This is a genomic window from Flavobacterium arundinis, assembly GCF_038289855.1.
GTDB lineage: Bacteria > Bacteroidota > Bacteroidia > Flavobacteriales > Flavobacteriaceae > Flavobacterium > Flavobacterium arundinis.
The window spans coordinates 494,473-520,786 of sequence record NZ_JBBYHR010000001.1 but is presented as its reverse complement, the minus strand read 5'-3'; the positions used below and the strand labels follow the sequence as shown (position 1 = coordinate 520,786).

The 26,314-nt window shown below is 42.2% G+C and carries 26 protein-coding genes and 1 pseudogene; 8 read left to right on the top strand and 19 right to left on the bottom strand.

Going from position 1 to position 26,314, the window contains the following annotated elements; all coding sequences use genetic code 11:
* Window positions 1-63: 63 nt before the first annotated feature.
* The 3 genes from AAEO56_RS02320 to AAEO56_RS02310 all read right to left on the bottom strand — a co-directional run bounded on the left by AAEO56_RS02320 (window position 64) and on the right by AAEO56_RS02310 (window position 3,988).
* Window positions 64-465, bottom strand: a complete 402-nt coding sequence (locus AAEO56_RS02320; RefSeq protein ID WP_341695402.1) for a response regulator — start codon at window positions 463-465, stop codon at window positions 64-66.
* Window positions 462-1,946 (bottom strand): sensor histidine kinase, encoded by a 1,485-nt coding sequence (locus AAEO56_RS02315; protein ID WP_341695401.1) that lies wholly within the window; start codon window positions 1,944-1,946, stop codon window positions 462-464. The genes AAEO56_RS02320 and AAEO56_RS02315 overlap by 4 nt, the downstream gene beginning before the upstream one ends.
* A gap of 521 nt (window positions 1,947-2,467) precedes the next feature.
* On the bottom strand, window positions 2,468-3,988 hold the full coding sequence (locus AAEO56_RS02310) for a sensor histidine kinase (RefSeq protein WP_341695400.1): 1,521 nt from the start codon (window positions 3,986-3,988) through the stop codon (window positions 2,468-2,470).
* Between the two features lie 52 nt (window positions 3,989-4,040).
* On the opposite strand from AAEO56_RS02310, the gene AAEO56_RS02305 reads away from it, so the two are divergent.
* Window positions 4,041-4,280: a hypothetical protein gene (locus tag AAEO56_RS02305; RefSeq protein ID WP_341695399.1), complete on the top strand. Its 240-nt coding sequence runs from the start codon at window positions 4,041-4,043 to the stop codon at window positions 4,278-4,280.
* Between the two features lie 377 nt (window positions 4,281-4,657).
* Here the strand turns inward: AAEO56_RS02305 and AAEO56_RS02300 are convergent, their stop codons facing one another.
* Complete coding sequence (locus AAEO56_RS02300; RefSeq protein ID WP_341695398.1) at window positions 4,658-6,160, bottom strand: sensor histidine kinase; 1,503 nt, start codon at window positions 6,158-6,160, stop codon at window positions 4,658-4,660.
* A 139-nt stretch (window positions 6,161-6,299) separates the two neighbouring features.
* On the opposite strand from AAEO56_RS02300, the gene AAEO56_RS02295 reads away from it, so the two are divergent.
* The 4 genes from AAEO56_RS02295 (at window position 6,300) to AAEO56_RS02280 (ending at window position 10,370) form a co-directional block, all read left to right on the top strand.
* On the top strand, window positions 6,300-6,440 hold the full coding sequence (locus AAEO56_RS02295) for a hypothetical protein (protein ID WP_341695397.1): 141 nt from the start codon (window positions 6,300-6,302) through the stop codon (window positions 6,438-6,440).
* Between the two features lie 382 nt (window positions 6,441-6,822).
* On the top strand, window positions 6,823-8,715 hold the full coding sequence (gene dnaK / locus AAEO56_RS02290) for a molecular chaperone DnaK (protein ID WP_341695396.1): 1,893 nt from the start codon (window positions 6,823-6,825) through the stop codon (window positions 8,713-8,715).
* 88 nt (window positions 8,716-8,803) lie between these two features.
* Window positions 8,804-9,943: an AAA family ATPase gene (locus AAEO56_RS02285; protein ID WP_341695395.1), complete on the top strand. Its 1,140-nt coding sequence runs from the start codon at window positions 8,804-8,806 to the stop codon at window positions 9,941-9,943.
* Window positions 9,933-10,370, top strand: coding sequence for a hypothetical protein (locus tag AAEO56_RS02280; RefSeq protein ID WP_341695394.1), 438 nt, complete (start codon window positions 9,933-9,935; stop codon window positions 10,368-10,370). Before AAEO56_RS02285 ends, AAEO56_RS02280 begins: the two co-directional genes overlap by 11 nt.
* A 414-nt stretch (window positions 10,371-10,784) precedes the next feature.
* Here AAEO56_RS02280 and AAEO56_RS02275 read toward each other — a convergent pair whose 3' ends face one another.
* From AAEO56_RS02275 to AAEO56_RS02245, 7 genes are all read right to left on the bottom strand, one after another.
* Complete coding sequence (locus AAEO56_RS02275) at window positions 10,785-12,047, bottom strand: glycoside hydrolase family 5 protein (RefSeq protein WP_341695393.1); 1,263 nt, start codon at window positions 12,045-12,047, stop codon at window positions 10,785-10,787.
* Between the two features lie 68 nt (window positions 12,048-12,115).
* Window positions 12,116-12,853: a carboxypeptidase-like regulatory domain-containing protein gene (locus tag AAEO56_RS02270; protein ID WP_341695392.1), complete on the bottom strand. Its 738-nt coding sequence runs from the start codon at window positions 12,851-12,853 to the stop codon at window positions 12,116-12,118.
* Between the two features lie 10 nt (window positions 12,854-12,863).
* A complete protein-coding gene (locus AAEO56_RS02265) occupies window positions 12,864-13,547 on the bottom strand; it encodes a carboxypeptidase-like regulatory domain-containing protein (protein WP_341695391.1) in 684 nt (227 codons plus the stop codon).
* 11 nt (window positions 13,548-13,558) lie between these two features.
* On the bottom strand, window positions 13,559-14,269 hold the full coding sequence (locus tag AAEO56_RS02260; RefSeq protein WP_341695390.1) for a carboxypeptidase-like regulatory domain-containing protein: 711 nt from the start codon (window positions 14,267-14,269) through the stop codon (window positions 13,559-13,561).
* 9 nt (window positions 14,270-14,278) lie between these two features.
* On the bottom strand, window positions 14,279-14,968 hold the full coding sequence (locus AAEO56_RS02255) for a carboxypeptidase-like regulatory domain-containing protein (protein ID WP_341695389.1): 690 nt from the start codon (window positions 14,966-14,968) through the stop codon (window positions 14,279-14,281).
* Between the two features lie 12 nt (window positions 14,969-14,980).
* Window positions 14,981-15,673 (bottom strand): carboxypeptidase-like regulatory domain-containing protein, encoded by a 693-nt coding sequence (locus tag AAEO56_RS02250; RefSeq protein ID WP_341695388.1) that lies wholly within the window; start codon window positions 15,671-15,673, stop codon window positions 14,981-14,983.
* A gap of 10 nt (window positions 15,674-15,683) precedes the next feature.
* Complete coding sequence (locus AAEO56_RS02245; protein WP_341695387.1) at window positions 15,684-16,421, bottom strand: carboxypeptidase-like regulatory domain-containing protein; 738 nt, start codon at window positions 16,419-16,421, stop codon at window positions 15,684-15,686.
* A 342-nt stretch (window positions 16,422-16,763) separates the two neighbouring features.
* On the opposite strand from AAEO56_RS02245, the pseudogene AAEO56_RS02240 reads away from it, so the two are divergent.
* Window positions 16,764-17,237: pseudogene (locus AAEO56_RS02240) on the top strand (putative polyvalent protein kinase domain-containing protein); the annotation flags it as partial.
* Between the two features lie 31 nt (window positions 17,238-17,268).
* Here AAEO56_RS02240 and AAEO56_RS02235 read toward each other — a convergent pair.
* From AAEO56_RS02235 to AAEO56_RS02215, 5 genes are all read right to left on the bottom strand, one after another.
* Window positions 17,269-17,970 carry an alpha/beta hydrolase gene (locus AAEO56_RS02235; RefSeq protein WP_341695385.1) on the bottom strand — a complete coding sequence of 234 codons (702 nt, stop codon included), beginning with the start codon at window positions 17,968-17,970 and terminating at the stop codon, window positions 17,269-17,271.
* Window positions 17,971-18,106: 136 nt separating this feature from the next.
* The gene (locus AAEO56_RS02230; RefSeq protein ID WP_341695384.1) at window positions 18,107-18,949 is read right to left on the bottom strand and encodes an alpha/beta hydrolase; all 843 of its coding nucleotides are present in this window, start codon (window positions 18,947-18,949) and stop codon (window positions 18,107-18,109) included.
* A gap of 319 nt (window positions 18,950-19,268) precedes the next feature.
* A complete protein-coding gene (locus AAEO56_RS02225) occupies window positions 19,269-20,030 on the bottom strand; it encodes a C40 family peptidase (protein WP_341695383.1) in 762 nt (253 codons plus the stop codon).
* A gap of 15 nt (window positions 20,031-20,045) precedes the next feature.
* Window positions 20,046-20,420: a four helix bundle protein gene (locus tag AAEO56_RS02220; protein WP_341695382.1), complete on the bottom strand. Its 375-nt coding sequence runs from the start codon at window positions 20,418-20,420 to the stop codon at window positions 20,046-20,048.
* A gap of 91 nt (window positions 20,421-20,511) precedes the next feature.
* The gene (locus AAEO56_RS02215) at window positions 20,512-21,690 is read right to left on the bottom strand and encodes an acetyl-CoA C-acyltransferase (protein ID WP_341695381.1); all 1,179 of its coding nucleotides are present in this window, start codon (window positions 21,688-21,690) and stop codon (window positions 20,512-20,514) included.
* A gap of 328 nt (window positions 21,691-22,018) precedes the next feature.
* Here AAEO56_RS02215 and AAEO56_RS02210 point away from each other — a divergent pair, with 328 nt between their 5' ends.
* Window positions 22,019-22,378: a hypothetical protein gene (locus AAEO56_RS02210; protein ID WP_341695380.1), complete on the top strand. Its 360-nt coding sequence runs from the start codon at window positions 22,019-22,021 to the stop codon at window positions 22,376-22,378.
* A 98-nt stretch (window positions 22,379-22,476) separates the two neighbouring features.
* Here AAEO56_RS02210 and AAEO56_RS02205 read toward each other — a convergent pair whose 3' ends face one another.
* On the bottom strand, window positions 22,477-22,893 hold the full coding sequence (locus tag AAEO56_RS02205) for an OsmC family protein (protein ID WP_341695379.1): 417 nt from the start codon (window positions 22,891-22,893) through the stop codon (window positions 22,477-22,479).
* 117 nt (window positions 22,894-23,010) lie between these two features.
* On the opposite strand from AAEO56_RS02205, the gene AAEO56_RS02200 reads away from it, so the two are divergent.
* Window positions 23,011-23,982: a hydrogen peroxide-inducible genes activator gene (locus AAEO56_RS02200; RefSeq protein WP_341695378.1), complete on the top strand. Its 972-nt coding sequence runs from the start codon at window positions 23,011-23,013 to the stop codon at window positions 23,980-23,982.
* Window positions 23,983-24,267: 285 nt separating this feature from the next.
* On the opposite strand, the gene lpxD is transcribed toward AAEO56_RS02200, so the two are convergent.
* Both lpxD and AAEO56_RS02190 read right to left on the bottom strand, forming a co-directional pair.
* The gene (gene lpxD, locus AAEO56_RS02195; RefSeq protein ID WP_341695377.1) at window positions 24,268-25,260 is read right to left on the bottom strand and encodes a UDP-3-O-(3-hydroxymyristoyl)glucosamine N-acyltransferase; all 993 of its coding nucleotides are present in this window, start codon (window positions 25,258-25,260) and stop codon (window positions 24,268-24,270) included.
* Window positions 25,261-25,451: 191 nt separating this feature from the next.
* Window positions 25,452-26,147: a VIT1/CCC1 transporter family protein gene (locus AAEO56_RS02190; protein ID WP_341695376.1), complete on the bottom strand. Its 696-nt coding sequence runs from the start codon at window positions 26,145-26,147 to the stop codon at window positions 25,452-25,454.
* Between the last annotated feature and the right edge of the window lie 167 nt (window positions 26,148-26,314).

Below are 26,314 nucleotides of genomic sequence, written 5' to 3'. Positions count from 1 at the left end.
TTCTGATGTTCTTAATCGCTAATGTGAAATGCGAATTGCAAAGCCAAGATACAGCCCGGGGCTTTATTTAAGGCTGCTGTATTTTTCCTGTACCTGTTCGAGTATTTCTATAGTCAGGGGCTTCGGGCTGAAATGACAGGAAATACCCTTTACTAATTCGAGCGTTTCGTCATCAGGGTCTTTATGGTTGCAGGTAAAAATTACTATCAGGACATCGTTATGGCTGATCGCAAGTTTTTTATATTCTTCGATAAAATCCCAGCCGCTCATTCCGGGCATGTTGACATCCAAAAAAATGACATCGGGAATTTGCTCTCCCGCTTTCAAATAATCGAGGGCATCATATGGCGATTCTTTTGCGATCACGATCCATGATGCATCATTTTTTTTTATGACACGTTCATTGAAAAAATTATCGATCTTGTTGTCGTCAACAATCATAACAGATTTTACCTGATTGGTCATGTTTTGAATTTTAATATTGTGAATTTAAATGTACTGCCTTTGCCGGGTTCTGATTCTACCCATATCTGGCCGCCGTGCATCTCAACGATCTTTTTGCAATTGGCAAGGCCTATGCCATGACCTTCATATTTTTCGTCACTATTCAGGCGGTGAAAGATATGAAAAATTTTTTCACTATTTGCAGGATTTATGCCAATGCCGTTATCGGCAACTTCAAATTTGTAAAAGCCTTTTTTCCTTTTGCAGGAAATTTTAATATGGGGCGGAGTGTCATCTCTGCTGAATTTGATGGCATTATTTATAAGATTCTGGAATAATTGGCGCAGTTCTGTTTCATAGGCATAAAATTCAGGAAAGTTAGGCTCTATGGAGATAAGCGCATGTTTGTTTTTTATAAGGCTTCCCAGGTCGGTTATAACACTTTCTAACAAAGAGCTGCAATTGGTTAGCACGAGCTTTTTATTTCTGCCCAGTTTTCCAAAATCGAGCAGCGACCGTATTACACGGCTCATCCTTTCTATTGAGGAACTCATTGTGCTCAAATGCAGTTTCATCTCCTCATTGAGGTTTTCAGGATAATCTTCCTGAAGCAGGCTGATATAATTGGAAACTGTGCGTAATGGTTCCTGCAGGTCGTGCGAAGAAATATAATTGAACTGTTCGAGTTCTTCATTCTTTTGCTGCAATTGTATTACCTGCCGCTTAATTATTTCTTCATGGTGTTTTCTAGAAGTAATGTCGATTATAGTAAGAAGCATAAAAGTATCTGCGTTTACCCTTACTGGTGTCAGGATGATTTCGACCGGAAATTCCGAGTTGTCTTTCTTTTTAGAAAACAGTTCATCGTCAAAGTCAAATTTTGTTGCTGACGGGGAGGCAAAGAAATTTGCTTTTTTTACACTATAATCTTCATGTAATTTTTCAGGGATGAGCATTTTTATATTTTGGCCTAATAATTCCCATTTTTTATAACCATAAAGTTTTCGTGTTTCGTTATTTGCCATGAGTATTTTATCGTCCCTGTCTGCAATTAGCAGGGCATAAGGAGCGGCAGCTACTGCAGTCCGGAAATTTTGTTCGGCCAACTTGCTTTTCTGGTGTATGGCATTAAGCTTTTTTGATGTGCTCCATACTAATAACAGCGACACTACCAAAAATGCGACGGTAATGGATGCAATACCGAGCTCTGGGCTCATCCATGCCCTGCGGTGCGAGAGCAGCCTCAAATAACCCAGTGCTATTATTACTAGTGCCATTTGGATAAAAAGCCTCCTCGCCATTATATTTCCGATCAGCTTCCCTGTAAAAAGTCCCGTAAGGCCGATATTGCGATTGACTAAAGAAGATGAGACGGAAAGCAGAAAAAGGCCAATTGCAGAGTATATAGCCATTGGTACAAAACTCATCCTGTAAAACTCAGGAATTTCCAGCAGGTGGCCTATTATCACAATTGATGAAATTAACGAGACGACATGCAGCATTCCCTGGATAATAAATTTTCGGTTTGCCTTATTTAGATGGTATAATGAAAGGGAAAGTAACAGGAAACAAAATGAAGTTTGGGGTGACATGCCAATGGTAAAGGGTATCCTTATACTTGTAAAATTGTCTATCATAACGAGGATAGTCCAGGTAAATACAGAGACTGCCAACAAGCGGGACAGTAAAGATTTAAAACGACTTTTGTTTTGTAGCGAAAGAAATAACGATAAACTGGCAAATATGAAGCAATACGCGCTGTCGATTGCAATAGGCAGGTTCCCTGATATCCGGGCGTCGAAAAGGCCGTTTTTGAGCCCCCAACCGAATAAAAGTACGTAAACAGAATATGTAATAATTAATGATGATGTGAAAACTCCTATGTTGTAATATCTGCGTTTAATGGCAACGGGGGCAATTCTTGACATTTTTTAACAAAAATTTAAGACACGAAATTAGTTAATTTTTGAATATATCGATGTAAATAAGTTTAAAAATTATTTTTATCGAAAAAAATTAAGCATTAATTTTTCAAATTCAAAATAGTGAACTTAAATGTACTGCCTGTGCCCGGCTCTGATTCCACCCAAATGCTTCCACCGTGCATTTCGGCTATTTTCTTGCAATTAGCCAGTCCTATACCATGGCCTTCGAAATCTTCAGAGCTATTCAGCCGCTGAAAGATATGGAAAATCGTATCGAAATGCTGCCGGGGTATGCCTATGCCGTTATCTGTAACAGCAAATTCATAGTATCCCGGTAGCCGACTGGCGGTAACAGTTATTTGTGGCGTAACGCCCTGTTTCCTAAACTTGATGGCATTGTTAATAAGATTCTGGAAAAGCTGCTGCAACTCGGTTTCATAGGCATAAAAGTCAGGGATGTCGCAATGTACTGTAATAGTTGCACTGCTTTCTTTTATACTTCCGCCAAGATCGGTAAGCACATTGCCTATCAATATGCTGCAATCTACCTGCGCCAGTTTTTTCTTTCTTCCCAGCTTACCGAACTCAAGCAGCGAAAGCACTACGCGGCTCATCCTGCTGACTGATGCCCCCATTGTTTCCAGGTGCATTCTCATTTCCTCATTAAGCTGGTCCGCATAATCTTCTTTGAGCAGCATTATATAATTGGATAAAGTGCGCAGCGGCTCCTGGAGGTCGTGCGACGAGATATAATTGAACTGTTCCAGCTCCTTGTTTTTGACCTGTAGCTCAATCAGTTGTTTTTTTATGGTCTCTTCCTGTTTCTTTCTTTGGGTTATATCAATTATGGTGGCCAGCAGTAGCGTTTCTTCGCTGGTTTTAACAGGTGTCAGAATAAGTTCGATCGGGAATTCTTCGCCATTTTTTTTCACAGCATACAGATTGTCTTCACTATAGAATTTCCGCACATTGGGGAAATCAAAAAACGCTTCCTTTTTTGTATTATAATCTCTTTGCAGCCGTTCCGGAATCAGTCCTCTGATGTTGCTTCCTGTCAGTTCTTCCCTGCTGTACTTATATAGCTTCGCCGTTTCAGTGTTCAGCAGTGTTATGGTTCCGTGCCTGTCGGAAAGTATTAAGGCATTGGGAGCAGCTTCAAAAGCAATGCTGAAGTTATCCCTGGCCATCCTCTTTTTATCGTCAATTGCGTTAAGCCTGGTTGATGTTTTCCAGATAAGCGTTAGTGTTATAACGATAAATACAACGATGATTAATGCACTTCCCAGTTCCGGGCTTATCCATTCCCGCCTTTGGGCCAGGATATGAAAGAAGCCTGTTACCAATATCGCTATAAACATTTTTGAGAACAGGCGGCGTGCCATGATGTTGCCTATATGCGTTCCCGTAAACAAGCCTGTTATACCTACATTGTGATTGATGAGCGATGCTGCGACCGACAGCAGTACGAACCCTATGGCAGAATAAATAGGCATGGGTATAAACGTCATTTTATAAAATAACGGGATATTCAGGAAGTGGCCTATAATAGCTACAGCGGCGATAAGGGTTACAAGGTGCAGTACTCCCTGGATGATGTACTTTCGTTTTGTAATTTCCATAAAGAGAAAACTGCATGAAAGGCATAAAAAGCAAAACGCTGTTTGCGGGGACATGCCGAAAATAAAAGGCACATTTATCGTAGTAAAATCGCGTACAAGATGCATAGCGCTCCAAAAAAATATTGCCATTGCTAAAATTCGAGGGACTGTAAAAGCAACATTCGGCCTTCTGGATGTACGGCATAGTAATGACATTCCTGCGAGTATGAAGCAAGCAGCGGAGTCAGTAGCCATAGGGAGCCTCCCTGATGCCGGCGGGGCAAAAATGTCGTTCGAGATTCCCCACGCGTAGCATAATACATATATACTATAGAAAACAACAGTTATTGATGAAAACAGGATGAGATTTTTGTACATGCGTTTTAAGCGCGGTATTATGTATAGTTTGACAATTTTCGGCCTACGAAAATAAATCAACTATTTGTAATTTTGTAGTATAATCTCCCTGAATTATTACATCATTTCCCCTTTATCTATTTGATAGATAATTATTTAAAAACAAGCTATTGTGTTTTTCGGGGTTTATACAGGCCTTATGTAATGGTATTTAGTGCACCGGTCTTAGTGAATATATTGATACTACGTCCATTATTAATTTATCATTTAAACAAATGTTGTCGGTATTAATTTCGCCTTCAGGCGATCAGGGATTCTGTACGTTTTGTATGCCTATATCTTTTTTAAATTTAAAATGGTAAACCGGAAAGTACTGCCTTTACCGGGTTCTGATTCGACCCATATTTTACCTCCATGCATTTCGGCTATCTTCCTGCAATTGGCAAGGCCTATACCATAGCCCGCATAATCTTCGGCCTTGTTAAGCCTTTCAAAAATATTAAATACCTTTTTCAGGTGCCGGGACTCTATGCCAATGCCATTGTCAGCAACATAAAACTCACAGAATTCTCCCATTTCTTTTACACCTATTTCAATTATAGCACCAGCACCCTTTGGCTGGAACTTAATAGCATTATTAATCAGGTTTTGGAATAATTGCCTCATTTCTGTATCATAGGCAAAAATAACAGGTAGGTCATTTTTTACGGATATTATCGCGCCACTTTTAGTAATAAGACTTTGCAGGTCGGCAATTACATAGTCAACCATTATTTTGCAATCGGTAATTACGAGTTTTCTCGTACGGCCCAACTTACCAAAATCCAGTAAAGCACCAACGATCCTGGCCATTCGTGTGATAGACGCGTGCATTGCGTCGAGGTGTGTTTTTATGCCCCCTTTTACTTGCTCGGGATAGTCTTCTTCAAGCAATTCGATATAGCTTAAAACGGTACGCAGTGGTTCCTGGAGGTCATGCGAGGAGATATAATTAAACTGCTCCATCTCTTCATTTTTTGACCTTAACTCTTCCATTTGCTTCTTAATAATATTTTCCTGCTCTTTCCTTTGGGTAATATCAGTAATTGTAGACATTAAGAAAGTAGTTGCGCTCGTTTTTACAGGGGCCATCACTAATTCGATGGGGAATTCGCGACCGTCTTTCCTCATGGCGAAGAGTTCGCCATCAATCCCGAAATTCTTTACTTCCGGCGATGCGGAAAAAGATTCCCTTCTCTCAAAATATTGTTTGTGTAGTTTTGCCGGGATTATGGTTTCAAGGTTTTGCCCTATAAGTTCGTCACGCCGGTAGCCGAATATTTTTTCAGTCTGACTGTTTACGTTCACTATGATTCCATTATTGTCAGAAACCATTAAAGAATAGGGAGCCGTTTCAAATGCTGTACTGAAATTCTCCATAGCAATTTTCCGTTTCAGGTCGATCTTATTGAGCGTATGTGAAGTAGTCCATACAATCGATATGTTTATCAGCATTATGCAAATTACAACCAGCCCCATAGAAAATTCGGTACTCATCCAGTTATTCCTGTGGACAAAAACCCATAACGGGCCTAATATCAGTGTGGCAACGATCATTTTTACTGCAACCCTCCTCGCCATGATGTTGCCTATCATTTTACCTGTAAAAATGCCGGTGATCCCAATCGATGGATTTGCAAGAGAGGCTGCACCGGAAAGAAATAAAAAGGCCAGGGCAGACGGCAGCGCCATTGGTATGGAAGAAAAGGTATAAAATTGCGGTATGCCTATGGTGTAACCGATGATGACTACAATTGCGATCAATGTTACAAAATGAAGCAGAATTTGTATCAGCAATTTTATTTTTTGTGTTTTCAGGAAAAAAACAGCTATTCCCAGCAATATAAAACATAGCGCTGTTTGCGGCGACATACGGGAGTCCATATATGTAAATACATTGTGGCTAAAAATAGGATGTTCATATTCAAAAGGTATAATGGCACATATCAAACAGCCTGCTGCAAAGCCTTTTGGGATAAAGACCCATTTGCGTTTAGTATTCAGGGCATGGAACAGGAGGGCCACAATGATAAAAATAAAGCAAACAGCCAAATCGATACCTATTGGTACACTATAAAAATTACCAAGCAGTGTTATTTGTAGCAGGTAGTCATAAAAAAAAGTATAGAAACATAACAGAATGACTGATAGGGTGACCAGCGTTATAAAACTTTTATACTCTTGCAAGTTTGGGTAAGTGCGTTCCATTAAGTAACAGTAAAGTGGCGGACTATCATGATATTCCCCCTTTTTTGAAAAATAGTGTATCCTCATCTAAAAGCCTCTTATTTTGTATTGATTTTAACATTTAAAAACGCTTATTGAACAGTATTGCGAAATGTGCAACAAATGCCATCTTGTCATATTTTTAATGCCATGCAAGTATTGGCACAATGATTGTCTTTGTACGACAGGTTTAACAAACAAGGAATCAGAAACAAAAATAAAAACCAGACAAGATGAGTAAAATAATCGGAATTGACTTAGGAACAACCAACTCGTGTGTTGCCGTAATGGAAGGTAACGAGCCGGTGGTTATTCCTAATGCTGAAGGAAAAAGAACAACCCCGTCAGTAATTGCATTTGTTGAAGGCGGAGAGATCAAAGTTGGCGACCCTGCTAAGAGACAGGCAGTGACCAATCCCACAAAAACCATCGCTTCTATCAAACGTTTTATGGGTAATAAATTTACCGAAAGCGCTAAAGAAGCAAGCAATGTACCTTATAGTGTTGTAAAAGGCGACAACGACACCCCGCGTGTTGATATCGATGGCCGCCTATATACGCCACAGGAATTGTCAGCTATGACACTTCAGAAAATGAAAAAAACAGCTGAGGATTACCTTGGCACAACAGTTACCGAGGCGGTTATTACCGTTCCGGCCTATTTTAACGATGCACAGCGCCAGGCTACCAAAGAAGCCGGTGAAATTGCAGGCCTTAAAGTAAGGAGGATCATCAACGAGCCTACTGCTGCAGCGCTTGCTTACGGGCTTGACAAAAAAGGCGTAGACCAAAAGATCGCTGTATATGACCTTGGAGGCGGTACTTTCGATATCTCGATCCTTGAATTGGGTGACGGTGTATTTGAAGTGCTTTCTACAAACGGTGACACGCACCTTGGTGGTGATGACTTTGACCAGGTGATCATCGACTGGCTTGCTAATGAGTTCAACAGTGAAGAAGGTGTAGACCTTCGTAAAGACCCTATGGCGCTTCAGCGTTTGAAAGAAGCTGCTGAAAAAGCTAAGATCGAGCTTTCGTCATCTACACAGACCGAAATAAACCTGCCGTATGTTACGGCTACCGCTTCAGGACCAAAACACTTAGTAAAGTCGTTGACCAGGGCTAAATTTGAGCAGCTTGCCGACAGCCTTGTTAAGCGCTCTATGGAGCCTGTAGCAAAAGCGCTGAAAGATGCAGGCCTTTCGAAATCAGATATCGATGAAGTTATCCTTGTAGGTGGCTCAACACGTATCCCAAGGATCCAGGAAGAAGTAGAGAAATTCTTTGGTAAAAAACCATCGAAAGGCGTTAACCCGGATGAGGTTGTTGCCATTGGCGCAGCGATTCAGGGTGGTGTACTTTCGGGCGATGTTAAAGATGTATTGCTTCTTGACGTTACCCCGCTTTCCCTTGGTATCGAAACAATGGGCGGTGTATTGACCAAACTTATTGAGTCGAACACTACGATCCCTACCAAAAAATCGCAGGTATTCTCTACTGCTGCTGACAACCAGCCGTCTGTTGAGATCCACGTACTGCAGGGTGAGAGGCCAATGGCTACAGATAACAAGACTATAGGCCGTTTCCACTTAGACGGTATACCACCGGCACAAAGGGGAATCCCGCAAATTGAGGTGACATTCGATATCGATGCCAATGGTATCATCAAAGTATCGGCTACCGATAAAGGTTCGGGCAAATCGCACGATATCCGTATCGAGGCTTCTTCCGGATTAACACAGGAAGAGATCGACAGGATGCGTAAGGAAGCAGAGGCAAATGCCGATGCGGACAAAGTGACACGCGAAAGAGTTGAAAAACTGAATGAGGCTGATGCCATGATCTTCCAAACGGAAAAGCAGCTGACAGAGTTTGGTGATAAATTGTCACAAACAAACAAAGATACTATCGGCATGGCGCTTACCGAGCTGAAAATGGCTTACGAAAGCAAAGATGTTGCAACTATCCAGCCGGCGCTTGACAAAATCAACGAAGCATGGAAAAATGCTTCAGAGGAAATGTACAAGCAAGGCGGCGACCAGGGCGGTGCACAACAGGGACAACCTGAAGCGCAGCAATCGGAAGGCGACAATGTTCAGGATGTTGACTTTGAAGAAGTGAAATAAGACTATTAGATAATAGACTTTTAGATAATAGAGAACGCCCCGCAATTGTGGGGCGTTTTTGTTATATTTACATTATAAAATACTTACAATGGAAAAATTGATTGTCAAAAACTTTGGCCCAATTAAAGAAGCAGAGATTGACCTGACAAAGTATGTTGTGTTTATTGGGGATACCTCTACGGGGAAAAGTGTATTGGCGAAGTTGATAGCGATATTTAGGGATACATTATATCGTTTTTCCAGGGATACTAGCAAAATAGATATTGAGAAAGAACTTAAATTTTATAATATAGATTTTGAGTTTCAAAAGTCTGAAATATATTATTCATTTGGCGAATATAATTCCAGTCTTGTAAATGGGGTAATAACCTCTGATAAACAATTGGTTGAAGATAATTTTGTTGCTAAATTGCAGAAAGATATTAAAGAGTTTTTAGCTCAACATGATAAATTTAATATTGATATAGAATCTTTAATAAAACAATCATTATATAAGTTAGAACAAACTAACATAACCACTTATATACCCGCTGAAAGAATTTTAAACTCTTTTATTTCTACTTCTTTATCAGGGCTTTGGGCTAATAATATAGCCTTGCCAGAATGTTTTAAAGATTTTGCAGCTAAATATGAAGTAGCCAGAAAAGAAATAAAAAATATACATTATGAGGACTTTGGTTTGAATTATAGATTTGATAGTGGGACTGATTATATTAGATATAATGATGTTGAGGTCAAAATGAATTATTCTTCGACAGGTATTCAGTCATTAACTCCATTACTTTTAGTATTTGACAATTTTTTACAATCTAAGGAATTTAAAAATTTTCGTAATAATGTTTTGATAGAAGAACCAGAGCTTAATTTGTTCCCAATAAAGCAAAAGCTATTAATTGAACATGTTATTAATAAAATGTCTTCAACTGATTATAGATTAATAATCACCACACACAGCCCTTACATCCTTTCTGTTCTCGATACTTTAATACTTGCAAAAAATACTTATAACGAGCATCCGGAATTGAAAGAAGAAATAAGCGCCATTATTTCTGAAGATAAATGGATTGACTACAACGATATTTCGGTTTATGAAGTTAAGAATGATGGTACGATAAAGTCGATTAAAAATGAGGAGTTCAGGAGTATTGATACTAATGCTATTGATGGGGTTTCGGATATTATTTCTGAGGAGTTTGATAAACTAACCGAGTTGAGGTATGCACAGTAGTATTGAAGAATTTATTGGTACATATCCAAATTGCTGTGAAAGTAACAGGGTGGTTAAAGAAAATGGAAAGCGATTTGAAATTGAATCATCCGAATCTTTTACAAAGATCAAGATAGATAACTGTGTAATAGTTTCTCATGAGACCGAAAAATGCGATTATGGGATACACAGAATATCCAATGACGATTTTTACTTCATTGAATTGAAAGGGAAAGGAATTCAAAAAGGGTATGACCAGTTGGTAACTACAATTAATTATTTCCAACAGCACCTCGTCAATATACCAAAAAACAAACGGATAGGTATAATAGTAAGTTCTAAAGTACCGGGTGGCACTGACGTTAATAATCTAAAGCAGGATTTCGCAAAGAAGTATGGGAAAATACTGGAAATAAAAAATAAGGATTTAAGATGTCCGCCAAAATAGAGAACGCCCCGCAATTGTGGAGCGTTTTGCTTTTTACTGTTCTCGACTGCGCTCGAACTGACAACGGTTTTTCTTGTTTACATTTTCATACAATGTACAGTTGTCACATCGAGCGCAGGGATGGGTATTGAGATTCTTCCTTCGTCAGAATGACACACGCATCTGATAATGAAACGTTCTTCCATTTCGAACGGAGTTTGCAGAGAGAGAAATCTCAAAAAAGACCATGATGGTATAGATTCTTCCTTCGTCAGAATGACACACGTAACGAAATAATCTAATATCCACCCTGGCATAAATATGGGTGTAGCTTTGCTCCCCTCTCCTTCGGAGAAGCGACGGGGGTGAGGCCAAATCAACACATCAACGCATCAACGCATCAACTCATCAACAAATAAACAAATAAACAAAAAACTACTCCACCGTAAACCCTAATCCTTCGATATACCCTTTATTCTGGAAGTTGTTCTTGTACTTGCAGTTCTCTAAAAACTCATTCAGGGCTTTTTGTACTTTAATCCTGTCGGGCATGTTTTCGCGTACTTTTTCGTAGGAGCTGCGGTCGCTATCGGCGTATTTTGTTATAAGCGGGTAATCCTCCGGCTGCTTAAAGTTCATGATGCCGCGCAGGTTGTCCATTTTCTTGTAGGGCCAGAATGCCCAGTTCACTTTGTTGTCGTCAAGAAGTTTACGGAACTGCATTACCCACTCGTCGGTATTTTCGCCGGTCTCGCCAATATATATGGGCACGTTGTATTTATCACGGAAGTCGATGTATTTCTGTATCGCTTCCTGGTTTACGTCGAACCAGTATTTGTGGAACTCATATACTACATTGTCATCCAGCACGCGCTCAAAGACGCCAAAATCGCCTGCCCACATGGAGCCGTTGAGGTATATGGTGTGCTTTGTGTCTACCGAGCGGATGTCTTTCACCATGCGCTCATACAACACGAAAAGCCTGTGGTTGTAGTCGGGAATGTCTTTGGCAAAATAATGCGCAAACGGCTCATTAATAACGTCATAGCCCAATACTACAGGGTCGTCCTTATAATGGCTTGCGATATTTTTCCAGATATTGCTCATTTCGTCCTGAGCCGATTTGCTGAAATACAGCCAGGGATAGCCTGCACTGTCGTCGATATTATCGCCCGTCTGACCGCCCGGTGCGCAATGCATGTCTAGGAGTACATAGAGGTTTTCCTGACGGCACCATTCGATCACGCGGTCCATGTATTCAAAACCGTCATTGCGCCCACCCATGTAGGTTTGTTTTGTAAACAGCTTGTAATGGAAGGGGAGGCGTATGTGGTTGGATCCGGTTCGTTTCAGGTATTTGATGTCCTCAAGGGTAATGTAATTGTCAAGGTATTTATCCCAAAACACTTTAAGGCTGTCGGGACCAATCATTTCGTGTAGCAATTCGTCTATTTTAGTTGGGGAGCTCACCTTTCCCATCTTGAACATATAGCCTTCCGGAACCAGCCAATTGCCAAGGTTGGTACCTTTCAGGGTAATGGGTTTCCCTTCAGAATCCAGGATATCTGTACCCTTTGTTTTTGAAATAGCGCCTTTGTACACTTTGCCGTTATCGCCATAGGTCGAGTAGGTCTTGCAGGATGTAAGAAATCCTGCGAAGGTTAATAATAAAAGGATCAGTTTGGTTTTGTTTGTCATTGTAAAGCAAATTTGTGAATAGAATAGTTGGAAAATTTGCCTTAAAGATATAAAATGTAGTGATATGATTACCGGAAGACGTTTCCTATAGCATGAAAGATACGCCCGAAGAAAGTGCGCCTTTTTGTGCTGGTAAGTGAAACAACACCTACGATTGATAGTTGTCGCCTTGAATTCCCATAGCCGTTTACAACTATTTCTTGTAATATTTGTCCTGCTTCAAAAGAAATGTCTAAATCCCCAGTCTCAGAATCTGCAATCTTGCTTTCCTGCAGGACAAAGCTTTGGCGGGAAAATATAAGTGTTTGCCCCGAACAGGCTGCAATCGAATACCTGCCGTTACTATCCGTCATTTCGCATGCCTGTGTTTCTTTGACAATTACAGCTACATTTGGCAATGGCCCTGAAAAATCAGTTATCGTGCCACTTACAAGCAGTGTCGATGATGCAGTTGTTTCCAATGATGACTCATCGCAGGAAATCTGCTGCTCAGTAACTACAGGAGTTTGTGCCGATACCCCCGAAGTGCCAAGCGACATCATTGCCACAACAGCAGCAGCTGCCGCCAATAAAGGGCTTTTGTCTTCGGGAACAGAGATGCTTCGGTCAAGCTGTGATGGCAGGAAGCGCCCGCAAAGGTCTGTTCCTTTAGCGAATGCCGATGCAATCTCCCTGTCCGATGACCGTGTAAAGTCGCGAACAGTCTTTTGGCAGGAAGCACAGAAACGGCCTTTATCTGCCGGAGCCATGTTTGCCCAGTTTTCGTAGCAGGGGGTGGGGATGGATAGTTGAATAGGCTTTTTCATAGCTGACACATTAATAGCCAAACATAAATTGGGATGCTACTGAAATATGAGGCCTTGTATCACCAGAGTTTTTGATAATTATTTCGCCTATTAGTTCACCATATTCTTCTCTCATAACAAATTTATAATTCGCCTTTTCTGAAACTGTAATAGTCTGGGTTTTCATTCCTATGTAAGCAAATTCCAGAATTTGCCCATTCTCTGCCTCAACTGAATATACCCCGTCGAAATCTGTTTGAACCACTCTGTTTGTACCTCTTACCGTCACGTTAACACCAGGCAGGGTAAAACCCTGTTCATCTGTAACGGTTCCGGTTATTGTTTTAAGACCATTGGGTTTCTTGCTTAGATCATCAATTTTAGATTCATGCTGCTCTGTCTGTACAGGAGTTTGTGCTGAAACTTCGGTAACGCCGACGGTCAATAACGTTATTGCTGCCGCACTTGTTACTGCCCAAAATTTGCTTTTTTCTTGCGGAACATATAATTCTCTTTCCAATTGCGAAGCCCGGAAACGCCCGCAAAGCTTTCCTTCTTTTTTAAGCACGTCTGCTATTTCCCTGTCCGATGACCTTGTAAAATCCCGCACGTTCTTTTGGCAGGAAGCGCAGAAACGGCCTTTATCTGCAGGGGACATGTTTGCCCAGTTTTCGTGGCATGGGGTGGGGATGGATATTTGGATTGGTTTTTTCATGGTTGGGAGTATTAACGATCAAACATATATTGAGATGCTACAGAAATACGGAGTCTTTTGTCTTCAACTTCAGGGGAAACTTCAGGCACGGTTTCAAATGAAACATCGCCCAAATATATAAGCTCATCTTCCAATATCACATTAGATGCAGGCGTTTTAATCACTGTCATTGTTTGGGTTTTCATACCAATATATTCAAACACCAGGACATCGCCATCTTTTGCATTGATAGAATATCTGCCGTCAAGATCCGTTTGCACTCCCTGCCCATTATGCCCTTTTATTTTCACTTTCGCATCAGGTATGACGAATCCATGTTCATCCAATACAGTACCTGTTATCATTTTAAGCTCACCTGACGGAACACTTTTGCCAGTATCATCAGTCTTGCTTCCATGCTGTTCTGTCTGCACAGGAGTTTGTGCTGAAACTTCGGTAACGCCAACAGTCAGTAAAGTTATTGCCGCCGCGCTTGCCGCTGCCCAAAATTTATTTTTTTCTTTAGGGACATATAGCTCCCTTCCCAGTTGCGAATCCCGGAAGCGCCCGCAGGCATGCCCGCCGGTCTTAAGCACTTCTGCAATTTCCCTGTCGGATGACCGTGTAAAGTCCCGTACGTTCTTTTGGCAGGAAGCACAAAAGCGGCCTTTATCGGCTGGGGTCATTTTGCCCCAGTTTTCGTGGCAGGGGGTGGGGATGGATATTTGGATTGGTTTTTTCATGGCAACAGATTAACGATTAAATAAAAATTCTGAAGCGACTGAAATGTGAAAATTATAATGCATATAGCCTTCTACAATTACATTTTCAAGATTTGGCTGGGCTTCCTCCATTACTATAGAAAATTTTGCATGCTCGGACACTTTTATCGTTTCCATTTTCATTCCAATATATTTGAATTCTATAACATCACCCTCTTTTGCTTCTATAAAAAACCTTCCATCAAAATCAGTTTGGACTGCTGGCGCATCGCTTCCTTTCACTGTGACATCAGTTCCTGGTATAGGCATGCCCATTTCATCTTCTACAATGCCGGCTATTATTTTAAACCCGTCGGGTAAGTTATTTGTGTTTATGTCTATTGGACCAGGTTCCTGCAGGTATGTGATTACAGGAGTTTGCGCCGAAACTTCATTGGTTCCTAATGCCAACAGGCTTATAGCCGTTGTACTTGCCGCAATCCATAATTGGCTTTTTTCTTTTGGGACAATCAGGTCTCTTCCCAGTTGAGAAGCCCGAAAGCGCCCGCAGGCATGTACACCAGTCTTAAGGGCTTCGACAATCTCCCTGTCGGATGCCTGTGTAAAGTCGCGAACGGTCTTTTGGCAGGAAACACAAAAGCGGCCTTTATCAGCAGGGTTAATTTTGCCCCGGTTTTCATGGCATGGAGTGGGGATGGATATTTGGATCGGGTGTTTCATGATTTAGAAATATTAATAGTCAAACATATATTGGGATGCTACGGAAATTTTGGAGCTGTCATATCCTGAAGATATACCTCCAACAAAAACATCTCCAAGGTATGTGTCATCTTTCATTACCACAGAATATTTTCCGTTTTCAGACACCTTTATTGTCAGGGTTTTCATTCCAATAAATTCAATCACCAGGACATCGCCATCTTTTGCTTTGATTGAAAACAGGCCGTCAAAATCGGTTTGGACTCCCGGTGCCAAATTTCCTTTTACTTTCACATTGGCACCCGGGATAGGCATATGCTGTTCATCAAGTACAGTGCCTGTAATTATTTTTATGCCCTCCGGCAGAATGTTTGTATCTGTATTTCCGGTTTTAGTTTCATGCTGTTCTGTATTTACAGGAGTTTGCGCCGAAACTTCATTGGTTCCTAATACCAGCAGGCTTATAGCCGCCGCGCTTGCTGCCGCCCAAAATTTGCTTTTTTCTTTTGGGATAACCAGGTCTCTTCCCAGTTGGGAAGCCCGAAAGCGCCCGCAGGCATGTATACCAGTCTTAAGGGCTTCGACAATCTCCCTGTCGGATGCCTGTGTAAAGTCGCGAACGGTCTTTTGGCAGGAAGCGCAGAAACGGCCTTTATCTGTAGGGGACATGTTTGCCCAGTTTTCGTGGCAGGGGGTGGGGATGGATATTTGGATTGGTTTTTTCATAGTATATGTTTTAACGGAATAAATTGCCTATAGAATGAAAGATGCGCCCGAAGAAGGTGCGTTTTTTTTCTTCTACGCTTTGGAGGACGCATACCGGTTTTCCGGAAATGGGACGTGTAGAAGTCGTGTAGCCGGTAACCACTACTTCGTCCAGCATATTTTCTTCTTTTAGGATAATATCAATAACACTTGTTTTAGAATCGACAATTTGTTTTTGCGATACATAACCCGGAAAGGAATATACCAGCGTAAACCCCGGCCTAGCCTCAATGGAATACCTGCCATCAAAATCAGTCTGTGTGGTTACGGTGCTGCCTTCGATCGCTACTACAACTCCGGGCATCAGTCCGGCAGCATCTCTTATGGTACCGGTTACCACTGTAGCGGGCATGGCCACTTTGCCTACCATGGCTTCATTAACTTGTGTCGACTGCTCTGTTTGCACCGGTGTCTGGGCAGTAGTTTCTGTCGCTCCTAATGTCAGGAGGCTTACGGCAGCAGCAATGCCCCAACCCGCACTTTTTTCTTTCGGAATAAACAAATCCCTTTCAAGCTGCGATGGCAGGAAACGCCCGCAGAGATCGGCCTCTTTGGCGAATGCCGAAGCTATTTCCCTATCGGACGATTTAGTAAAGTCATGTACGTTCTTTTGGCACATGCCACAAAAGCGGCCTTTTTCGGCGGGTGTCATTGTTGCCCAGTTTTCGTGGCACGGGGTGGGGATGGATATCTGTATCGGCTTCTTCATATATATACAGATACTATTATGTGTAAAAAGGTTGGGAGGGATGAAAAATATATTTTCATCCCTCCCAATTTTTCAGGTTTGAGCCTGAGCTAACAAAGCTTTTCTCAAACAGATTATGTGTATCATGCCGGGACATCAATTAGTCCGATCTCAAATACAATTCTTATATTTGCAGATGTAAAGTAACCCCTGAAAAATGAACTACAGGATGTCCTTTCAGGAAAGAGCGAGGTTAGGTATGGAACAATTATCCAGTCAATCACCCATAACCTTAAAAATGGCGCTCCGGCAAGTGAAGAAATTAAAAGCGATGAGCACTACAAAAAATAGGAAACAGCGCGATTAGAGGATTACATTTTTCAGGCAAATCTTTGGATTGAGGACATGGATTTTTCCCAGTATGTTAGTGAAGGTGCGGAACAAAAAGTGTATCTCAAAGATGCAGAGCATGTGCTAAAATTAAATGATGCAATTTACTATGAATCGTGGGAGGATTATTTTTATAATTTGTTGCTACACAATTACTTCTTCCCGGACACAGCCTACAATTTACTTGGATTCACCAAAGATAAAAATGTTTTATATGCTATTGTTAAACAAGCGTATGTGTCAATCACCGATAAAACGGATCTGTCACGTGTTAAAACTTTCCTTGAGGAAAATGGATTTGAAAATACACGAAACAATGACTACTTCAATCCACAACTACAAATCATACTGGAAGACTTACACGACGAAAATGTGCTAACCCGGAATGATATACTGTACTTTATTGATACGGTGTTTTATTTAACCGAAAGATTTTGGCAAAAATAAAGACGCGAAAGAATCAGGATCATTAAAAGATTTAAAACCTGTTTTTCAAAAACGTTACCAGCTTCTGCCTGAAGGTATCCATCGCTTTTGCATTCCAGTTGCTGTGGCCGCCTTCTTTATAGAGGTAGTATTCATTATAAACACCGTTCTCATCCAGTTTTGCTTTTAATCTTGTGGCTTGCGATTGCGGTACTACAGGGTCTTTGCCACCATAGAACAGTAGCGTGGCAGGCGATTTCGGGTTGATATAGTTCGTTGGGCTTATACCTAAAATGGCTTCATTATCGTTTTTCGAATTGCCTAACAGATACATGGCCGCATAGTTGTAATATGGGTGCCTTGCATAAAACGGGTCGGTAAAATCGGCGGGGCCAACAATACTGCATACGGCGTTAATGGTATGGTTACTATTATTCTTATAGCTGTGCAGCATGGCAAGATGGGCTCCTGCGCTCAGTCCTATGAAAGCATATTTCGTCCCGATGTTATAATCACTGTCCTGTATAAAAGCGATGGCTTTTTCGATGTCCTCCAGCTGTTTCGGAAAGGCGGGGCTGTCAAAGGATGCGAGCCTGTAATCCATATTTACTATGGCATGCTGCGGAAATTCCTCCTGTACTATTGGTATTAGATAATTCAGCTGCACTTTCGAACCGCCGCTCCATCCCCCGCCATGCAGCAGGATAATTACTTTGGTGCCCTCATTCTTGTTGGCGGGCAGGTAAATATCCATTCGCTGTTGGGGGTCATTCCCGTAATGGATATCCGACAGTGTTTGTGTTTGTATATTTTCCAGATAGGTATGTGTAAAATAGTTGTAAATAGCGTTTTCTTTCTACTGATCTTTCTACAATATCAGCGTCAGGTTATTACAGCCTTTGTCTCAAAAAGGTATCTATCCTGGCGTATACTTCCTGAAAAGTCGCAGCATCCCAATCACCATGGCCGCCATTGGGATAAAAGTTGAATTCGTTATACACGCTTTCCTGATCCAGCTTTGCCCTGAGCCTAGGGCCCTGGCTTGCGGGTACCAATGGGTCCTGCCCGCCATAGAAGGTTATGGTTGGCGGTGACTGTGGTGTAATATAGTTTGTTGGGCTGATCGACGCAATCTGCGCAGGAGTAGGGGTAGTGGTTCCTAAAAGGAACTGTGAGGCAATGGGATACAGCTGGTGGGACAGGTAGGAGGGGTCGGTAAAATCGGCAGGGCCTACCACGTTGCAAACTGCTTTTACGTGATGCTCATTATCATATCCATAGCTGTACAGCATGGCAAGGTGCGCCCCGGCGCTAAAGCCTATAAAGGCGTAATCATCAGAGACATGGTAATCGCTGCCGGCAATGTAGTCCAGCACATTTTGTATGTCATCGATCTGTTTAGGCATGGCAGGGCTCGTGTCCGTTGCCAGCCTGTAGTTGATATTCACGATGGCATGGTCGGGAAAGCGCTGCTGCAAAATCGGGACTAAGGACGTTACATCATCTTTGCTTCCCGATGCCCATGCGCCACCGTGTACCAGCACGACAACTTTTGTTGCATTGTTCCTCCCGGCAGGAAGGTAAACGTCCATGGTCTGTTCGCTATCGGTGCCATAGGCAACATTTGTAATGTTTCTTGCGGTAAGCGGTGCAGCGGTTGTCATGTCGTCAGAGCTGCATCCCGTTATCAGGAATAATAGCAGCGCCGGTATAAAATGAAGGTATTTTTTCATAGTTGTTTGAATTTTCATAGCAACGTAACCATAACAAACTCCGTGCCTTTTTGTTTTATAATAGCTGCTGATTAAATTTTACCACGTTGCACAAAGTTTTTCGCAATGGACACAAACCAAAAATTTGTTTTGAGGCGGTTAGGGTAAATCCAGGTCCGGATAGTGTCGCATTCGGGGTTTTGAAAAAAAATGTTTACATGCAGTTTCAAATTTCGGAAAGCAAATGTCCGAATAGTACAAATTTTTGTTTCAAAAATGATTTGCCCGAATTGGGATTAAAGAGGTGTTTTTCGGGTCCGAAATTAACTATGAAACAAAATCATATAATTTTCTTTATCACCCGAAGCTTGTGCGTGTGGCGTTTGGTATCCACATTATAAATGCCAAGGTGGTCGAGGCGGTCGATACGCACTTTGCCATGCCCGTGGATGATGTGGTTGTCCTCCATAATGATGCCTACGTGGATTATGCGGCCTTCCTCGTTATCGAAAAACGCAAGGTCACCGGGTTCGCTCTCTTCAATAAAACTGAGCGCTTCGCCTTGTGTGGCCTGCTGCGAGGCATCCCTGAGCAGGTTGTAGCCATTGAGTTTGTACACCATCTGCACCATGCCGGAGCAGTCGATGCCGAAAGGTGTCTTGCCACCCCACAGGTAAGGCGTGTTGAGGTACATATAGGCCGTCTGGATAAGGCTTTCCTTGTTGGTAACGCCTGAGGCTTTGAGGCCTTCAAAAGTGAATTTTTCAGTATTTAACGAAGGAATGTCCAAAAAGGTGATTGCGCTTCCAAGTGGTATAGGCATAAGCCCGTTGTCCGGCCCGGTAATGTATTCTATCAGGTCGGCATTGAGTACAGCCGGGGTGTTGTTTAGGGTATTGTAATCGGATTCAGAGATGATCCTGAACTGCTTGTTGTCAATCCATCCGTTGTAGCCGTCGAAACCCATTTCGATGCGTGACCATTTATGGGTTTGCTCCAGGATATTAAAATGCTCCCCGAATAAAACCTGAGAGGTCATTTCGCTCCTGTCGTTAGGCTCTAACCTTAATGGGACAATGGCAAGATTGCAAATACCAAACATTTAATTTATTATTATTTAATTTTTATTTTCTATTGGCGGTGGAATGCTTAATGATGCTGTCTTTCTCGAGGCAACAAATATAGCGGTTAATTCTGAAGCTTCCTTATGGAGAGTGGCGCAAAATTCTTTGGGAAGAAGATTTTCATCAACAATGAATTCAAGCCAAAAAGCGGCTTCATCAACTTCTTCAATGACAATGCTTAACTTGGAAATAAAACTTTTTTTTGTTTGGGCAATGCAACTGGCCCGATAGTTTGCGCCAACAGAAGTGCCGCAGCGTATCAGCTGCCCTTTTATATGATTGCCAAGATAAGTATTTGGAAGCTGAAGGGAAAACTTGACACATTCGTGTGCAAATGTTTTTGTCCTTAGCGAAAGTATTTTTTTCATTGGCCAGTAGTTGTAGGTACAAATTAATAAATTAAAAATTTATAGACAACGACCGGCCAATAAAAAATAGAAAATAAAAAATAATCAATTATTATGCTCTTTCGATCACTATTGCAGATGCACCACCGCCGCCATTACAGATAGCTGCTGCGCCGATTTTCGCGTTGTTTTGCTCAAGTACATTGATAAGCGTTACGATGATCCTCGCGCCAGAGCATCCCAGTGGGTGACCAAGGGAAACAGCACCGCCGTTCACGTTCACTTTGCTGGCATCAAGGCCTAATATCTGCATGTTGGCAAGGCCCACTACAGAGAATGCCTCATTAAATTCGAAGAAATCAACATCTTCTTTAGAGATGCCTGCTTTGTCAAGCGCTTTAGGCAATGCTTTCGCCGGTGATGTGGTAAACCATTTTGGCTCCTGCTCAGCATCGGCATAGCCTTTAATGTAAGCCAGTGGCTTAAGACCAAGCTCGTTTGCTTTTTCCTCGCTCATCAGTACCAATGCCGCAGCGCCATCGTTGATGGTAGAAGCATTGGCAGCCGTAACGGTACCTTCTTTAGTGAAAGCAGCATTTAGTGCAGGTATCTTGTCAAGCTTAACAGCAGTATATTCCTCATCTTTGGTAACCATTATCGGGTCGCCTTTACGCTGCGGAACCGCTACAGGGACTACTTCGTTATCAAATTTTCCGGCATCCCATGCATTAGCAGAACGCTTGTATGACTCGATAGCAAAAGCATCCTGGTCTTCGCGGGAAATCTTGTATTCTGTAGCGCAAAGGTCAGCTGAAACACCCATGGCGTTGTTGTCATACGCATCACTAAGGCCATCTTTCTGCATACCGTCGATCATTGTGGCAGGGCCAAATTTAGCGCCTGTCCTCATCTGAACATAGTGTGGTATAAGGCTCATGTTCTCCATACCGCCGGCAACAACCACATCAGCATCGCCAAGCTGAATGGCCTGTGCAGCCTGCATTACGGCTTTCATACCCGATGCGCAAACTTTATTTACTGTAGTGGCAATAACGCTGTCCGGAAGGCCTGCGTGGCGTGAAGCCTGGCGTGCAGGAGCCTGGCCTACACCAGCCTGAACCACGTTGCCCATATATACTTCGTCAACATGCTTAGGGTCAAGGCTTATTTTTTCAAGCGCTCCTTTTATGGCAGCCGCTCCAAGGTGTGAAGCCGTAACGGTTGATAAAGCGCCCATAAAGCTTCCTATTGGTGTACGCACCGCCGAAACGATAACTACTTTCTTATTCATAATATTACGTATCTATTTGTTGTTTAAGTTGCGAAATTAATGAATTTTGGTACAGATAAAAATAAAGTGTGTAAAAATATTGTGTGAAAACGTTGGTTTGTTGCATATTGGGTAAAAACCCAAGTACTAATTATGTATGCTGATTTCATTTTGATCTGTACGATCAGGGTAGAGAAATAAGGTAGTGTAAGATATGCAAAGCGAATATGTCAGGGTTTTGGGCGAATTAAAGAAAAACCTTTACGAATGAACAATTGAATGGATGCAATTTTAATTTCAGATAATATTTAAAATTTTTCTTCTTATACTTGCAGACTAATCGACTATTATGGAAGCTATTTCGATCATACTTACAGTCATATCCCTTGGTATTGGGATCGCAAAACTGGTAAGCGGCGGGGATAAACACGAAGCTAAGCCGAAAGAATACTTTGTAACCGCCAATCTCAAAGTGCCTGTAGAAACCGTAAAAGCGTCGGGTATCGAGGCAGATGATCCGGTCACCCTTCAGCTGACAGGGGAAATACAAACTGTAAGTGTGCATGCCAGCGGTACCTCATGGACCCCGGTGCACCTCGGCAATATTATCGACTACGAACTTTACAGCAAAGTTAGCACCAACAGGGCCAAAGCTAAGATATATGCCATCAATGGCGATGTGGTTACACTTGAGTTCAAATACATTTAGCGACTATTAAAATAGCCACGAATTACGCAATGTCACATCTGTGAAATTTGTAATTCGTGGCTCCTGAGATTTCTCCACTACGTTATAAATGACAACGGTTATACCAGTGTAGCAGATAGTGTAATCTCTGCTTTCAGCAGTTTCGATACCGGGCATATCTCTTTTGCTTTTTGTGCTGCGGTTTGGAAATCCTGCTCGGTGATTCCGGGAACAGTAGCTTCCAGTTTCAGGTGGATTGTTGTGATCGTTCCGTCCTCAAATGTAAGCTGTGCTTCGGTGTCAAGGTTTTCAGGTGTAAAGCCAAGCTCGCTAAGCAAAAAGCTCAACTGCATTGTGTAACATCCTGAATGTGCCGCAGCGATAAGCTCTTCGGGGTTGGTGCCTACGCCATCTGCAAAGCGTGTTTTAAACGATAATTGTGCTTTGTCTAATGTTGTGCTTTGGGTGCTGATAGTCCCTGCGCCTTCCATTCCTGTTCCTTTCCAGTTTGCGTTTGCTCTTCTTGTAAATTTCATGATATCAGTTTTTATAATTATTGATTAATTACTTGCTATTAACAAGACAAATTTACGGCAGTTATGTTATGTAATCAAATTAATAATTTTATATCTTTATTAATAAATTTTATAATCATGACACTTCAGCAATTAAAATATATAGTAGCCTTAGATGAACACAGGCATTTTGCCAAGGCTGCCGAGGTATGCCTGGTTACACAGCCGGGCCTAACCATACAACTGAAGAACCTTGAAGAGGAGCTGGGTATCAAAATATTCGATAGGGATAAAGTGCCCCTAAAACCCACAGAAGCAGGCAAAGAGATTATAGTCCGGGCGAAAAAGACTTTGCATGAGGTCGATGGTATCCGTGATTTTGTGATAGGGCAGAAGGACAACCTTGAAGGTACGGTAACGCTTGGTGTCATTAGTACGCTGTCGCCCTATCTTATTCCGCAATTCATGAAGGCTGTGCGTGCCAAAGCGCCGAAAATGCAATTCGTAATAAAAGAAATGAACACAGGACAGCTTATTGAAAGCGTATTGACAGGGGCTATTGATGTCGCGCTGATGGCCACGCCTACAGGGTATCCGCTGCTTAGGGAGCATGTGGTTTTCAACGAGCCATTCGTAGCATTCCTTAATGAAGGCCATCCCAATCGGGATAATGCATTTTACGAAATAAAACCGGGTGACACGAAAAACCTGTTGCTTTTAAGGGAGGAATACTGCTTTAACGCGCAGCTACTCGACATCTGCGGTATCAATGCAGGGAACAATATTATGGGCGAGCAGTTCAATTATGATATAAGTTCGGTGGAGACGCTTAAGAATATGGTGCGTGCGGGTTTAGGCTTTGCCATCGTACCCGAACTTTCATTAGCCAATGATACCGCCCTGCAGTACAAACGCTTTAAGGAACCTGTGCCATCACGGGAGATAAGTCTTGTAGTTTCTGATAATTTTATCCGCAAGCTGTTGCTCGAAAAAATGAAGGAAGCGATTTGGGATTCGTTGCCTGATTCCTTAAAAGAAGGGAAGAAATACCGAAGGATACAGTGGAACGATTCGCCTCATTTTATCAATGCGGTGAGTGGTTTGAAATAATTAGTAACTGATTAAATTTTTAATTAACCACATAGATACATAGGATTTATAGCGATTCATTACTACAGAAGGAGGCATATTCGCACATAGTGAAGCGAAGCTTCATGCTCTGTGTTGCTTTAGAGAGCCTTAAATGATTTTCTAAGGCTATGTGCCTATGTGGTTAATCTTATTCTTTTATATTCAGACAGTTACTTAGTATCTTAAAAAACATTTCTCCTTCGTTGAATGGAACAACGTATTTCCATTTCGACGAAGGAGAAATTTCAACAAAGTTTTATAAAATTATCTATTCTCTGCCAGTCTTTTCAGTACAGCCCATTGTTTTAAGGCAGTACGCGCTTCTACGGCAGGATAGCCCAGCATTGTCTTCCCGGCAGGCACATCACCGGTCACTCCGGAACCGGCGCCTATAATTACGCCGTCACCCAATGTGCTATGGTCTTTTATCGAAGCGCTTCCGCCAATAATCACACCATCGCCAAGCGTTACCGAGCCCGCAAGCCCGCTGTTGCCCGCCATGATGCAGAATTTGCCTAAAATGCTGTTGTGGCCTATCTGTACCAGGTTGTCGATCTTACAGCCATCGCCTAAGATCGTAGAACTGAACTTACCGCGGTCCACACATGAGTTAGCGCCTATTTCAACGCCATTGCCAAGGATCACGTTACCTATTTGCGGTATTTTTACCAATCCGCGCTGGGCACATGGCGTAAAGCCGAAACCATCGGCTCCTATAGAAGCATTTGGATGAAGCGTACAGTAAGCGCCTACGTGGCACCTTTCGCGCACCACAACGCCCGACCATATAATCGTGTTTTTGCCGATCGTGCAATCGTCAAGTATCGTGGCATTGGGATATATAGTCACATTTTCTGCGATCTTTACATTGGGGCCTATATAGCAGCCCGCGCCGATCTTTGTGCCTTCTCCGATTGTAGCTGTAGGATGTATTACAGCGGTAGGGTGGATGGTTTCGTCAAATCGCGGTGGGGGAGGGTTGAAAAGCTCCAGCACCTTCGACATAGCGAGATCTGCATTCTTAACTTTTATAAAAGCCCGACCATCGCCTGGTGCAATGCTTATATCTTCATTGACAACGGCGACAGAAGCTTTGGATCCTTCCCAAAACTTCTCGTATTTTTTGTTGCCTATGAATGTTATCTGGCCGTTTTTCGCCAGCTCTACCTGCTCCGGCGCAGTGATAGCATCATTTGTCGTACCTACGACTTCTCCTTCCAGCAGCTCACTAATTTCCTTTAACGAATACGATCTCATGAGGGGGATTTTTAGAATAATTGTTTATTGTATGTTTTATGTGATGGCTAAAATATATAAAATATAATGTTTTAGTACAAAAAATGAGAAAATGTTTGGGTTGGAGATTTTTAACGGAAAACAATATAGGAATCATACACATGATATGCTAAAGAGGTGTCGGACTGTCCTATAATCTCAACGGATTTTGGCTATGCCGTCTGCACGCCAAAAAGATGGCCGACCAACGCTGACATACCCATCGCAAAAGTTCCCCATATACAAATGCGTAAAATCGATTTTAGGAGATTGGACCCACCTGCCTTTGCGGCAACCGCACCTGAAAAGGCCAAAAAGATGATAGAGAACCCATACTGGTAAAATATCATATCGCGTACCGGTGCGAAGAAGGCAACCAATAGGGGAAGCGCGCCGCCCACTGTAAATGCTACGGCGGAAGCGAAAGCAGCTGTGAGTGGCCTTGCCTGGGTGATCTCATTGATGCCGAGTTCGTCCCTTGCGTGCGCCTCCAAAGCGTTGTGTGCTGTGAGCTGTATAGCGACCTCTTTTGCAAGTTCCTTGTCAAGCCCCCTATTAATATAAATCTCCGTGAGCTCCAGCAACTCCGACTCTGGCATAGTGGCAAGTTCATTCTTTTCCCTTTCCAGATCCGATGTTTCGATGTCTGACTGGGAGCTTACCGAAACATACTCACCCGCCGCCATAGACAAAGCGCCGGCAACCACACCTGCAACGGCAGCAAGTACAATAGGATCCCTTGTCTGGCTGGCAGCTGCGATACCTATAGCAAGGCTGGTAGTGGACAGTATACCGTCATTAGCGCCTAAAACGGCCGCCCGTAACCAGCCGCTCCGAGTGATAAAATGCTTTTCGATAGGGATATTCATGGGTTACAGTTGTTTTTATAATTAAAGCAATTTACTACAATCAGCCTTATAATTGCAATTAAAATTATGCCTTCATGAATATTTATGTGAGTAAGCAATTTAGTACGTTTTTATGGCAACTTACACATTAGACCACCAATAAAAAACCCGCTCGTGGCGGGTTGATC